Raw genomic sequence first — 13940 nt, 5'->3', positions numbered from 1 at the left:
GGCGGCCGTTACGCCGCCCAGGATTGAGGATCAGGCGACGATTTCGTAGCAGGGCACATAGGCGCTGCCCGGCAGCTTCATGCGGTGCTGGGCGACAAAGCCCTGCAGCAGGCTGTCCATCTGCTTCATCATCTGCGGTTCGCCGTGCAGCTTGTACGGGCCGAACTGCTCAATGGCGTGGATGCCGTTTTCCTTCACGTTGCCGGCCACGATGCCGGAGAAGGCGCGGCGCAGCGCGGCGGCCAATTGCTCCGGCGGCTGGTTCGGATACAGATTGAGGTTCGCCATGTTCTCGTGGGTCGGCTCGAACGGCAGCTGCAGATCCGGCGCGATGCGGATCGACCAGTTGAAGCTGTAGGCGTCGCCGGTGTTGCGGCGGTTTTCCTTCACCAGCGGCATGGCTTTTTTCATCTGCCGTGCCACTTCCGCCGGATCGTCGATGATGATGGTGTAGTGACGGCGCGCGGCGTCGCCCAGCGTGTTCATGATGAACTCGTCCAGCACGCGGAAGTAGTCGGCGCTCTCTTTTGGCCCGGTCAGGATCAGCGGCAGCACCTGCTCGCTGTTCTCCGGGTTCATCAGGATACCCAGCAGGTACAGCAGCTCTTCGGCGGTGCCGACGCCGCCCGGGAAGATGATGATGCCGTGCGCGATGCGCACGAACGCTTCCAGACGTTTTTCGATGTCCGGCATGATCACCAGCTCGTTCACCAGCGGGTTAGGCGGCTCGGCGGCGATGATTGACGGTTCGGTCATGCCGATGAAGCGGCTGTTGCGGTAACGTTGCTGCGCGTGACCGACCGCCGCGCCTTTCATCGGCGCTTCCATGGCGCCCGGCCCGCAGCCGGTGCAGATGTTCAACTCGCGCAGGCCCAGCTGGCTGCCGACCTTGCGCGCGTACAGATATTCGTTCTCGTTGATCGAGTGCCCGCCCCAGCACACCACCATGTTGGGATCCTCATCCAGATGCAGCGTGCGCGCATTGCGCAGGATCGAGAACACCAGGTTGGTGATGTGGGCCGAGTTTTCCAGGTTCAGGTGCTGGAAACGGCCGGCGCTGGCGATTTGGCCGTGCACGAACAGAATGTCGCGCAGCACGGCGAACAGGTTGGCCTGCAGTGAACGGATGATGCGGCCGTCGACGAACGCTTCTTCCGGCGGATTGACCAGCTCCAGCTTCACGCCACGCTCGCGGCGCAGCACATTGATGTCGAAGGTTTCATAGCGCGACAGCAGCTGTTTGCTGTTGTCGGTTTGGCTGCCGGAGTTCAACACGGCCAGCGAACAGTTGCGAAACAGGCGGTACAGGTCGCTGCTGGCGGTGCGTTTCAGCATGTCTACTTCCAGCTGCGACAATAAATCCATAGAGCCAAGCGGGCTGATGTGTGTAATCAAGGTAACTCCTTTGCACCCGGTGCGGGGCGGTAGTAATCCATACGCAGCAAAACAGCATCTCGTTATGGTTGGCGTGCTGCGGCGAAGCGGGCGCTCTGCCCGGCCGCAGCCTCGTTTTAACCTTACCGCCGTCCCTGCGCTTTTACCAACACAAACCGCTCGTTAGCTCAGTTGTTGAGCAATGTTTCGCACTTATTGGCGCGCCAGGCGGCCGTGCTCGGGAGCGAACGCGACGTTGCTGCGCCACGGGTTGATGTCCAGCCCGCCGCGGCGGGTGTAGCGGGCGTAAATCGTCAGGCTTTGCGGCCGGCAGTAGCGCATCAGATCGTTGAAGATGCGCTCGACGCACTGCTCGTGGAATTCGTTGTGGTGGCGGAAGGAGACCAGGTAGCGCAGCAGCGCTTCGCGATCGATCTTGCCGCCGCGGTAGCTTATCTGCACCGAGCCCCAGTCCGGTTGATGGGTGATCAGGCAGTTGGACTTCAGCAGGTGGCTGACCAATTGCTCTTCCACTACCTCTTCACCGGCGGCGTTCAGCAGGTAGTCGGCGTTGAACTCATAATTGTCGATGCGGATATCCTGCTGGTCGATGCAGTCGCCGGCCAGACGGGCGATCGGCGTGCCTTCCAGCTGCTCGACGCTGAACAGGGTGACGCTTACCTCGCCCTGGGCACAGGCAGACAGATCGCGCTGCAGGGTGCTGCGCACCGTTTCCCAATCGGCGAACGGGGTTTGGTTGAAGCTGTTGAGATACAGTTTGAAGCTTTTCGATTCGATCAGGTTCAGGCTGTCGGCGTTGAGGCTGATCTCGCCGACCGCCACCTGCGGCAGCCCGTTGGCGTTCAGCCAGGAGAGTTCGTACAGCGTCCAGATGTCCGCGCCGTGGAAGGGCAGATTGTCGGGATACAGCCCCAGCGGCTCGCGGTTCATGCTGCGCGGCACCGCCTGCAGCAGCGCGGCGTCGTAGTGATCGCGGTAGGCGGTGGGTTTGCCCAGCGTCAGCCCTGACAGGGCCTGGTGGTCTTGATAGGAGGACATCTGCTGTCACCTCGGTCAGAGATAGGTACAATGGCCGTCAGTTTAACGTATGCGAGAAAGAATATGGACCATGATGTATCGCACGCTCTGCGTGAATTCACTCAACGCTATGTCGAGTTGTGGCAGCAAGCGCGCGGCCACGCGCCGGCCAGCGAGGCGCTGTACGGCGTGCCGTCGCCCTGCATCGTGGAGAATCGCGAGGACGAGGTGCTGTGGTTGCCGCAGCCTTTCGAGCCGGCGGCGACGCTGGAGAAGGTAGAAGCCGCGCTGGAGCTGCGTTTGCAGCCGGATGCGCACCGTTTCTACACGCAGCAATACGCCGGTGACATGAGCGCGCAATTTGGGGAGCATCGCCTGAGCCTGCTGCAGGTCTGGAGCGAGGAAGATTTTATCCGTCTGCAGGAGAACCTGATCGGTCATCTGGTGACGCAAAAACGTCTCAAGCTGTCGCCAACGCTGTTCCTGGCGACCACCGAATCCGAGATGACGATGGTGTCACTATGCAACGTCAGCGGCAACGTGGTGCTGGAACAATTCGGCAGCGATAAGCGCACCTTGTTGGCGGCGACGCTGGGGAATTTCCTCGATGCGCTGCGCCCGGTGCTGGAGTGAAGCGCGGCGGATTCGCCGTCGGTCGTGTGAGAGATCTCTCACACGGGCTGTGAGAGATCGCTTTTAATTTTTTTCACCTCTCTTTGGAGCATGAGATTATTGTTATCCAGATCAATTGGTTAGAATTTCTTTAGGATAACTCTTAGTCTTAATTTAGTGTGAGACACCTCTCAAACCCTTGTGATTCCGGGAAATTTGAGCGATCTTATCATTACCGGCACGGACCCGGCGGAGCAGGAAAGCATCAGGATGATGCAGCTTCAGGAAGAAGAAAGGGATGCGCTCAGGCAAGAGCGAGGGATGGCGTCAGGAGATGCCCAGGATGTTTCAGGATTGAAACCAAGGACACCTCCAGGACGGAGATTGAGAGCCGGCGCAGGACTGTCGGCGGGTCAGGAAGGCTGAGGAACCGCGTCAGGACGATGCTGCAGGATGATGCAAGGACCACTTGGTCAGGATGGCCGCAGGAAAAGTTTTCAAGGATTGAGCAGGGAGCATGCTGTGTAGCGGGATGGCTATAAAACGAACCGGGGGCACTGTTAACGCAGTGCCCCCAACTTTTTGTTCTATCCCGCTGCGCGTGCGCCCCGTCTCAATCCTTCTTCCGCGTTAACCAATCGCGCCCAGCGTATCGCCTGCGCCCTGTTTTTTCGGCAGCAGGAACAGCGTGGCGTAGATATCCAGCAGGTAAATCGCCGCCAACAGACTGATGGCGGCGGTAAACGACACCTGCGTCACCAGCGCACCGATTACCAATGGCCCCAGGCCGCCGACGCCGCGTCCCAGATTGAACAGGATGTTTTGCGCGGTGGCGCGCGCTTGCACTGGGTAGGTATCGGAAATCAACGCGCCGTAACCGCCGATCATGCCGTTGACGAACATGCCCATCACTGCGCCGGCGAACAGCATCAGCATCGGATCGCTCAACTGGGCGTAGCCGATCACCATCACCACCGCGCCGACCTGATACAGCACAAAGATCTTCCAGCGGGCGAAGCGGTCGGCCAGGACGCCGAACAGCCAGATGCCGAACGTCATGCCGACCACCGTCACCGCCGTCCACAGGCCGGACTTGGTGAGCGAGAAGCCGAAGTTTTTCGCCAGATAAGTTGGCATCCAGATCATCAGCCCGTAGTAACCGAAGTTCTGCACCGAACAGAGAATGAAGATGCCGATGCTGGCTTTGCTGGTGGCGCGATCCTTAAACAGCAGGCGCAAACGCTGGAGGAAGGAGAGCGGCTGCCCGGCGTCTTTCTGCCGCACGAATTCCTCCGGTTCGCCCAGCGTGCGGCGGATCAGGAATGACGCCAGCGCCGGCAGCAGGCCGACCAGGAACATGCCGCGCCAGCCGATATGTTCCAGCAGCAGCGGCGTCAGGAAAGCGGCCGCCAGCACCCCCAACTGCCAGCCCATGCCGACGTAAGCCGAAGCGCGGTTGCGTTTCTCCGCCGGCCAGGCTTCGGCGATCAGCGCCATGCCGATGCCGAACTCGCCGCCCAGCCCGATGCCCGCCAGCGTGCGATAGGCCAGCAGATCCCAATAGCCTTGCGCCACGGCGCACAGGCCGGTGAACAGGGAAAACATCAGGATGGTGATAGTCAGCACTCGGATGCGGCCGAAGCGATCGCTGAGATGGCCGAAGATCACGCCGCCCAGCACCGCGCCGATCAGCGTCCAGGTGACCAGCGAGCCGGCGGCCGATGAGGTTAATCCTAATTCGATGCTGATGGCCGGCAGCATAAAGCCGAGGATCAGCAGGTCAAACCCGTCCATGGCGTAACCGGTGACCGAGGCCAGCATGGCCTTACCGGGCGTCGCGTGATTTTTTTTCTCTGTTATTACGGACATGAATCTTTATCTGTGTGGTGAATTCGGTGGGCCTATTGTGCCGCGCGGCGGCGCACGCCACCAGATAAAAACGGCAGCCGGTCTCGGGCTCGCCAAATTTGGGCTATAAAAATGCTATGCTTTGCCGCCTTTCAGCCAGCGAGCTGAATATCATGATGAAAAGAGATCGGGAATGCAGATGAGTATACATAATCAGGTTCGCCGCAGTTTGCAGGCGATTGAACAATCCATGCGCGATTTGGCCTTGTGGCAGGCCGCGCCGCCCGAGCCTGAGGCTTTCTCCAGCACCGAGCCGTTCTGCATCGACAGCATGTCGGCCGAGGCTTGGCTGCAGTGGGTGTTTCTGCCGCGCATGTATGCGCTGTTGGACGCCGAAGCGCCGCTGCCGACGCGTTTTGCCATCACGCCTTACTTCGAGGAGGCGTTGAAGGAGCGTGAGCCGAGCAGCCTGCCGCTGTTGGTGCTGCTGCAGCAGTTGGATTTGATGTTGAATAAAGAGTCGTAATTCGCCGGCGGCGCGCAGATTTTTGCCGCCCGGCAGTGTAGAGTACTCGCGCGGATGCCGGGCAGGAGAGCCGACGGCGTCTTTCGGCTCGGTTAAACCGCGGCGGTTGACCGGGGGGCTGCATTAGGATGATGAGGTGCTGCAATAATGGATTTATTAAGGTTTATCCTGCGTTTACCTTTTACCCTGGTTAAGGGCGTTTGCCGCCTGCTGGGTGGGGGCTTGTCGCTGTTGGGGCGGCTGCTGAGACCGCTGGTCGGCAACCTCAGCTGGCGCGCGCCGGCCTGGTGGGCTGCGCTGCCGCGCGGTTTTCTGCGGCTGGAAAGCGGCGTGGATAAACACCCGAAGGCGTTCGGTCTGGGCCTGCTGCTGCTGGCGGGCGCCGCGGGTGGCGCGTTTTACGGTTGGCACTGGTGGCAAAACCGCCCCCAGCCCATCGAACCGGCGCCGATGGTGGTTCAAGAGGTCAGCGTTGAGATTAGTAATCCTGCCCCGATAAACTATGCTGCGCCTGGCGCGTCACAAACGGTGAGCCTGAAATTCAGCCAATCTTCGGCACCGTTGGCTGGCATCAGCAAGGATGTAACCCGTGGCGTGACGCTGAAACCGGTCGCGGCAGGGCGATGGTACTGGAGCAACGAATGGACATTGGTCTTCATGCCGGAACAGCCGTTGCCGATGGGGGCCAAATACGACGTAACCCTCGATCCCGCCCTCTTGCTGGCGCCGCAGGTCAAGCTCGCCAAAACGCGTTATGCGTTTAGCGTTTCCCCATTTGAGTATCAATTAGAACGTGGTGAATATTATCGCGACCCTCAGGATGTTCGAAAGCGTAGCGCGATTTTCAATCTGAAGTTCAATGCGCCGGTTGACGTGGCCAGCTTTGAAAAGCAAATCTCTTTAGGATTGCAAGATGGTGGCACCAAGGCAGAGAAAAAACTGAATTTCTCCCTGGTGTATGACGAGAAAAAATTAAACGCCTGGGTGCATTCAGAACCGCTGCCGCTGATGGAACGGGGTGGCTTCGTTAATTTGACAGTCGGTAAGGGTGTCAGGGCGGCGGTACCTGCTAATGCGATCGAGCAGGCAAAGAGCAGCTGGGCTGCGGTACCCGATTTGTACAGCCTGGCGCTGAACGACGCCAGTGCTCAGGTGGTGGACACCGACAGCGGTAAAGGCCAGCGTGCGCTGGTGGTCGGTTTCAGCGATGCGGTGAAGGATGTCGAGCTGGCGAAGGCCACCAAGGCGTGGCTGCTGCCGCAGCACGATCCGAGCGATGCCGATACGGCCAATGATGCCGAAGACTTTTATCAATGGACGGTAGACAGCGTCGGCAAGAACGTGCTGGCGCAGGCGACGCCGCTGTCGTTGACGCTTAACGAGGCGGAAGAGGCCTACCAACCGCAGTTCAGCTTCCGTTTTGCAGCCCCGGCGCATCGCTTTGTGCTGCTCGAGATCGATAACCAGCTGGTCTCCGTCGGCGGTTACAAAATGCCGAAGAAGGTTTACCGGGTGGTCGAAGTGCCGGAGTTCCCGAAATCGCTGCAGTTCATGTCGCAGGGCTCGCTGCTGTCGGTCAATGGCGACAAGCAGATCAGCGTGGCGGCGCGCAACGTGGCGGGCCTGCGGCTGGACATCAAGCGGGTGATTCCGAGCCAGCTGCAGCACATTGTCTCCTTCAAAAGCCGAGAGTATTCGTCCACGGAATTCAACCGGCTCAACGACGAATATTTTACCGAACACTTCAAATACCAGACCGCGCTTAACAACGAGCGGCCGGGGGAAGTGAACTATCAGGGCATCGATCTCTCCCGTTATCTCTCCACCAACGCCAGCTCCCATCGCGGAGTGTTCCTGTTGACGCTGTCCGAATGGCAACCGAACCGGAAACCGGCGGCGGAAGAGGCGGGTGCCGAGCAGGAGCAGGAACAGGACGAGAGCGCAGGGGAAGAACAGCCCGACGTCGGCGATTCGCGTTTTGTGGTGGTGACCGATCTGGGCATCGTCGCCAAGAGCTCGCAGGATAAGACGCGCGACGTCTTCGTGCAGTCGATCCAAAGCGGTGCGCCGGTCAGCGGCGCCAACGTATCGGTGGTGGCCAAAAACGGCGTGACGCTGCTCAGCCAAACCACCGGCGCCGACGGCCACGTGCGTTTCCCGGCGCTGGATGTGTACACCAACGAGCGCCAGCCGGTGATGTTCCTGGTGGAGAAAGAAGGGGATGTCTCCTTCCTGCCGACCGGCAGCTATAACGATCGCGGGCTGGATTTCTCGCGCTTCGACGTTGCCGGTGAACAAACGCCGACCGATCCGCGCACGCTCAGCAGCTACCTGTTCTCCGATCGCGGCGTGTATCGGCCGGGAGATACCTTCAATATCGGCCTGATCACTCGCGCCGCCGACTGGCGCGTTGGCCTCGCCGGCGTGCCGGTGCGCGCCGAAATTCGCGATCCGCGCGACAAGCTGATGTCCACCGTGCCGCTGACGCTGGGCGCCAGCGGTTTCAACGAACTGAGTTATACCACCGATGAAAACTCGCCCACCGGCGAGTGGAACGTTTATCTGTATCTGATCGGCAAAAACAACGACACCTCCACGCTGCTCGGCCATACCGCAGTCAATGTGAAGGAGTTTGAGCCGGATCAGCTGAAAGTGAAGCTGGCGTTGACGCCGGACCGCCAGCAAGGTTGGGTCAAACCGTCTGAGCTGAAGGCCAGCATCGATGTGCAGAACCTGTTCGGCACCCCGGCGCAAGATCGCCGCGTGACCACCAGGCTGACGCTGCGGCCGATGTATCCGAGCTTCGATCGCTTCCCGGATTATGCGTTCTACGAAAACCGGCAAAACAGCGACGGGTTCGAAACCGAGCTGGAAGATCGCACCACCGATGAACACGGTGCGGCCGATATTCCGCTCGATCTGGAATCTTACGCCGACGCCACTTATCAGCTGCAGCTGTTGTCGGAGGCGTTCGTTGCCGGCGGCGGGCGCTCGGTGGCGGCTACCGCCCGTACGCTGGTTTCGCCTTACGATTACCTGATTGGGGTGAAGGCCGACGGCGATCTGGGCTACATCAATCGCGACGCGGAGCGGCATCTGAACGTGATCGCCATCGATCCGGCCCTGAAACAGATCGCCTTGCCGAACCTGAAACAGGTGCTGATAGAGCAAAAATATATTTCGGTGCTGACCAAGCAGGATTCGGGCGTTTACAAATACCAGTCGAAGATGAAGGAAGTGCAGCTCTCGGAACAGCCGCTGGCGCTGGGCGAACAGGGCGCGGATCTGCGGCTGGCGACCGATAAGCCGGGCGACTTCGTGTTGGTGATCGAAGATGCGCAGGGCAAGACGCTTAACCGCGTCGCCTACAGCGTAGCCGGCAACGCCAACCTGAGCCGTTCGTTGGATCGCAACGCCGAACTGAAGCTGAAACTCAACCAGGCGGAATACCAGCCCGGCGAAGAGATCGAGGTGGCGATTAACGCGCCCTATACCGGCAGCGGCTTGATCACCATCGAGAAGGACAAGGTTTACGCCTGGCAGTGGTTCCACACCGACACCACCAGCTCGGTGCAGAAGATCCGTGTGCCGGCCGGCATGGAGGGCAACGGCTACATCAACGTGCAGTTCGTGCGCGACATCAACTCCAGCGAGATCTTCATGAGCCCGCTGAGCTACGGCGTGATGCCGTTCAAGATCAGCACCAAGGCGCGCCAAAACAGCCTCGAGGTGACGGCGCCGGAGGTCATCAAGCCGGGTGAAAACCTGACGATGACGGTCAAGACCGATGCGCCGCAGCAGGTGGCGCTGTTCGCCGTCGATGAGGGCATTCTGCAGGTGGCGCGTTATCGCCTGAAGGATCCGCTGGAGTTCTTCTTCAGCAAGCGCGAACTGAACGTGAGCAGCTCGCAGATCCTCGATCTGATCCTGCCGGAATTCAGCAAGCTGATGGCGCTGACCGCGGCGCCGGGCGGCGATGCGGGCGAAGGGCTGGATCTCAACCTCAACCCGTTCAAACGCAAGCGCGACAAGCCGGTGGCCTATTGGTCCGGCATTACCGAAGTCAGCGGCGAGAAGCAGTTCGTCTACCCGGTTCCGGATTACTTCAACGGCAAGATCCGCGTCATGGCGATTTCGGTGACGCCGGAGAAAATCGGCAAGGCGCAAACCGCCGCTACAGTGCGCGACAGCTTCATCATGACGCCGAACGTGCCGGCGATGGTGGCGCCGGGCGATGAGTTCGACGTCAGCGTGGGCGTCAGCAACAACCTCGAAGGGCTGAACGGCCAGTCGGTGGCCGTCAATGTTCTGTTGACGCCGCCGCAGCAGCTGGAATTGGTGGGCAACGCGACGCAAAGCCTGACGCTGGCGGAAAAACGCGAAGGCGTGATCACCTTCCGTCTGCGCGCCAAAGCCGTGCTGGGCGATGCGCCGTTGGTGTTCGACGCCCGTTACGGCGACCAGGCCAGCCGTCGCACCGTCAGCACCTCGGTGCGGCCGGCGGCACCGTACCGCACTCAATCGGTGATGGGGCGCATGAGCGGCGGCAGCCAGAATGTCGATGGGCTGCGCCAGATGTTCGACGCCTTCGCGCAGCGCCGGGCGGCGGTGTCGAATTCGCCGCTGGTGCTGACCAGCGGGTTGGCGCAATACCTGGCGGATTATCCGTATTACTGTTCCGAGCAGATCGTCAGCCGTTCCATTCCGCTGATGTTGCAGAGCCGCCATCCAGAGATGAAAAGCAGCCTGAGCCAGGCGGAAGTCAGCAAGCAGCTGCGCAACCTGCTGGGGGTGCTGCGCGCCCGTCAGAACGACAGCGGGGCGATTGGCGCCTGGCGTTCGTCGCCGGATGCCGATCCTTTCGTCACGCCTTATGTGGTGCAATATCTGCTCGAGGCCAAAGCGGCGGGTTACGCCCTGCCGGAAGGCATGCTGGACGAAGCCAACGGCGCGTTGCGTGAGCTGGCGGCCAGCGGTTTCGACGATCTGTATCTGCTGCGCCTGCGCAGTTGGGCGGTCTACCTGCTGACGCTGCAGGGCGAAGTGACCACCAACTCGCTGGCGGCCGTGCAGGATACGCTGCAAAAACGCTATGGCGAAGGGTGGAAAACCGATCTGAGCGCGCTGTATCTGGCCTCTTCCTATCGCTTGTTGAAGATGGACGACGAAGCCGCCGCGCTGTTGCAACCGAGCTGGCAGCAGCTGAGCAAGGCCTATGACAGTGCCTGGTGGACGCAGAACTATTTCGATCCGCTGGTGCAGGATGCGACGCGGCTGTATCTGATTACCCGCCACTTCCCGGAGAAGGTGGCGTCGATTCCGCCGCAGGTGCTGGAGAATATGGTCAAGGCACTGAAAGAAGAGCGTTATACCACCTACTCTTCCGCGATGAGCATTCTGGCGCTGGAAAGCTATTCGACCCAGGTGGCGGCGCAATCCGCCAATGCGGACGCGTTAGGCATCGTGCAGGTGGGCAAAAGCGGCGGCGACCCGCAGCGCATCAGTGAGCTGCAGGGGCTGTTCGTTCAGGGGCAGTTCAACGCCGATGCCACCGCCGTGCGCTTCACCAACGGCGGCAACGCGCCGGCCTGGTATGTGGTGACGCAGGCCGGTTACGATCTGAACGCGCCGCAAAAAGCGCTGTCGCGCGGGATTGAGATCGTCCGCGAGTACACCGACGAACAGGGCAAACCGGTGACGCAGGTGACGCTGGGGCAGAAGATCAACGTCCATCTGAAGGTGCGCGCCAACTCGAAAGAGGGGCAGAGCAACCTGGCGATTGTCGATCTGCTGCCGGGCGGGTTCGAAGTGGTGCAGCAGACGCCGCCGGAACCGGCCGATGCCGGTGAGGAGAGCGACGATCGCGGTGGCTGGCAGTCGCCGCTGGCCGCCACCGGCTCCACCTGGGCGCCGGATTACAGCGATATCCGTGAAGATCGGGTGATTATCTACGGCAGCGCCGGCACCGAGGTGCAGGAGTTTGTCTATCAGATCAAGGCCACCAATACCGGCAGCTTTATTATTCCACCGGCCTACGGCGAAGCCATGTATGACCGAGAAGTGCAGGCCATGTCGGCTGGCGGCGGCAAGCTGGTGGTGGTGCCGGCGGGCAACGACTAGGCCGTATCCGGCGCCAGGCCAGCGTCTGGCGCCGGAATGCTGAGAACGTATGAAGATCCTGACCGGGCGCGTGCTGCAAAACGGCTTGATGGCGGTGTTTTTACTGGCTCTGCTGTTGACCGCAATTCGGCTGTGGCCGCATCCGCCCCTGTGGCAGGGGCTGCCGCAGTCTTCCGTTTATTACGACAGGCACGGCGCGCTGTTGCGCATTACGCTGGCCAACGACGATCGCTACCGGCTGTGGACCCCGCTGGAGCAAGTGTCGCCGCTGGCAGTGCGCGGCTTGCTGCTGCACGAAGATCGCTGGTTCTACTATAACCCCGGCTTTAACCCCGTCAGCCTGATGCGCGGTTTCTGGCGCAGCTATGTCGCCGGCGGCAAAATGCAGGGCGGTTCGACCATCAGCATGCAGCTGGCGCGCATGCGCTGGCATCTCAATACCCGTACGCCGGGCGGCAAGGTGTTGCAGGTGCTGCGTGCGGTGCAGCTGGAACTGAGCTACTCCAAGCGCGATATCCTGGAAGCCTATTTGAATTACGCGCCCTACGGCCGCAACATTGAAAGCATCGGCGCCGCCAGCCTGATCTATTTCGCCAAGTCGCCGCGGGAGTTGACTCTGCCGGAGGCGCTGACGCTGGCGGTCTTGCCGCAGTCACCCAGCTACCGTCTGGAGCCGAAAACCGGCGTGCTCGGCGCGGCGTTGACGCAGGCGCGCAATCGTCTGTTCCAGCGTTGGCAGCAGGTTTACCCGACCGACGCCAGCCAGCAAACGCTGTTCCGCCTGCCGTTGGCGCTGCGCCAGCCTGAGCAAGTACCCTATATCGCGCCGCACTTTATCGAACAGCTGCGCCTGCAGACGCAGCAACTGGTGCAACGTGATACCCGCGTCGATACCACGCTGGACGCCGGGTTGCAGCGGCTGGTCGAGCGGCAGGTCAATGCCTTTATCGCCCGCAACCGCAGCCGCGGCATTCAGAATGCCGCTGTGCTGCTGGTGGACAGCCGCGATATGGGGGTGCGTGCGCTGGTGGGATCGGCGGACTATTACAATCGCCCTATTCAGGGGCAGGTGAACGGCACCAACGCCAAACGCTCGCCGGGATCGACGCTGAAGCCGTTCATCTATGCGCTGGGCATGGAGCAGGGCGTGCTGCATCCGATGACTATCCTGAAAGACGTGCCTTCGTCGTTTGGAGCCTATGCGCCGGAAAATTTCGACCGGCGCTTTCTCGGCCCGGTGACCGCCACCGACGCGCTGAATTTCAGCCGCAATATTCCGGCGGTGTATGTCGCTTCACAGCTGCGTCAGCCGACCTTTTATCAGTTTTTACGCCTGACCGGCGTCGCCAATATGGCCAACGAAAGCCACTACGGGCTGTCGTTGGTGCTGGGCGGCGGCGAGGTGACGGCGCAGGAATTGGCGAAGCTGTATGCATTGCTGGCGAACCGCGGTGAGCTGCGGCCGCTGCGCATGCAGGTTAACGCGGCTGAATCGGCGCCGGTGCGGCTGTTGAGCGAGGAGGCCAGTTTCATCACGCTGGATATGCTGCGCCAGCACCGGCGGCTGGGCGATACGCTGGCGCAGCGTTCTTCGTCGCTGCCGGTGTACTGGAAGACCGGCACCTCATGGGGCTTTCGCGACGCCTGGAGCGTCGGGATTTTCGGCCCTTACGTGCTGGTGGTGTGGGAAGGCAACTTCGATGGGCGCGGCAACAATGCGTTGGTCGGCGCCGAGGCGGCCGCGCCGCTGTTTTTCAATATCATCGACAGCGTCAACGCCAGCTATCCCGCCCTGCGGGAACCGAAACATCCGTTCCCCAAGCGGCTGCGGCGGGTAGACATCTGTCTCGCCAGCGGCGATCTGCCGACGCCGTGGTGCCAGCAAAAGGGCAAGACCTGGTTCATTCCCGGCAAGTCGCCGATCAAGGTAGACAGCGTCTACCGGCCTGTGGTGCTGGATATTCACAGCGGCGAGGTCGTTTGCCCGCCGTATGACGCGGCGCAGACCCGCACCGAGGTCTTTGAGTTCTGGCCATCCGATCTGGCCAACGTGTTCGCCCAGGCCGGGCTGCCGAAGCGGGCGCCGCCGGTCAATCGCTGCAAGGACAACGGCATCGCCGTCGGCGGCAACGCGCCGCGCATCACCTCACCGCTGAAGAACACCACCTATACCCTGCGTCAGTCGCAGCAGGGTCGGGATAAAATCGCCTTCAGCGCGGTGACGGACGCCGACAGCAAGACGGTGTACTGGTTCGTCGACGATATCTATCTCGGCAGCAGCGCCAGCAAAAAGCCGATCGACTGGCGGCCGATCAACAACGGGCGCTACCGCATCCGGGCGGTGGACGATCGCGGCCGCGCTGATACGCGCCTGGTGACCATCGAATGGGTGAACTAGCGTTGCGTGTCATGCCTGTTATAC

The 13940-nt window shown here is 61.1% G+C and carries 7 protein-coding genes; 4 read left to right on the top strand and 3 right to left on the bottom strand.

Annotation, left to right across the window (positions count from 1 at the left end):
- Positions 1-30: 30 nt before the first annotated feature.
- Both ppnN and queF read right to left on the bottom strand, forming a co-directional pair.
- Positions 31-1395: a nucleotide 5'-monophosphate nucleosidase PpnN gene (ppnN, locus tag IMX17_RS19995; protein ID WP_019455737.1), complete on the bottom strand. Its 1365-nt coding sequence runs from the start codon at positions 1393-1395 to the stop codon at positions 31-33.
- A gap of 192 nt (positions 1396-1587) precedes the next feature.
- Positions 1588-2433, bottom strand: a complete 846-nt coding sequence (queF, locus tag IMX17_RS19990) for an NADPH-dependent 7-cyano-7-deazaguanine reductase QueF (protein ID WP_193550157.1) — start codon at positions 2431-2433, stop codon at positions 1588-1590.
- A 63-nt stretch (positions 2434-2496) separates the two neighbouring features.
- Here queF and syd point away from each other — a divergent pair, with 63 nt between their 5' ends.
- On the top strand, positions 2497-3045 hold the full coding sequence (gene syd, locus IMX17_RS19985) for a SecY-interacting protein (protein ID WP_046899059.1): 549 nt from the start codon (positions 2497-2499) through the stop codon (positions 3043-3045).
- 609 nt (positions 3046-3654) lie between these two features.
- Here the strand turns inward: syd and IMX17_RS19980 are convergent.
- Complete coding sequence (locus tag IMX17_RS19980) at positions 3655-4893, bottom strand: MFS transporter (protein WP_033644867.1); 1239 nt, start codon at positions 4891-4893, stop codon at positions 3655-3657.
- A 178-nt stretch (positions 4894-5071) separates the two neighbouring features.
- On the opposite strand from IMX17_RS19980, the gene IMX17_RS19975 reads away from it, so the two are divergent.
- From IMX17_RS19975 to pbpC, 3 genes are all read left to right on the top strand, one after another.
- On the top strand, positions 5072-5398 hold the full coding sequence (locus IMX17_RS19975; protein WP_182265794.1) for a YqcC family protein: 327 nt from the start codon (positions 5072-5074) through the stop codon (positions 5396-5398).
- A gap of 147 nt (positions 5399-5545) precedes the next feature.
- Positions 5546-11518, top strand: a complete 5973-nt coding sequence (locus IMX17_RS19970; RefSeq protein ID WP_193550156.1) for an alpha-2-macroglobulin — start codon at positions 5546-5548, stop codon at positions 11516-11518.
- A gap of 49 nt (positions 11519-11567) precedes the next feature.
- Positions 11568-13916, top strand: coding sequence for a penicillin-binding protein 1C (pbpC, locus tag IMX17_RS19965; RefSeq protein ID WP_193550155.1), 2349 nt, complete (start codon positions 11568-11570; stop codon positions 13914-13916).
- Positions 13917-13940 lie beyond the last annotated feature (24 nt).

This window comes from Serratia sp. X3, assembly GCF_014982455.1.
In the GTDB taxonomy this organism is placed as follows: domain Bacteria; phylum Pseudomonadota; class Gammaproteobacteria; order Enterobacterales; family Enterobacteriaceae; genus Serratia; species Serratia ureilytica.
Note: the sequence above shows the minus strand (reverse complement) of the source record. Positions and strands in the feature narration are given on the sequence as shown.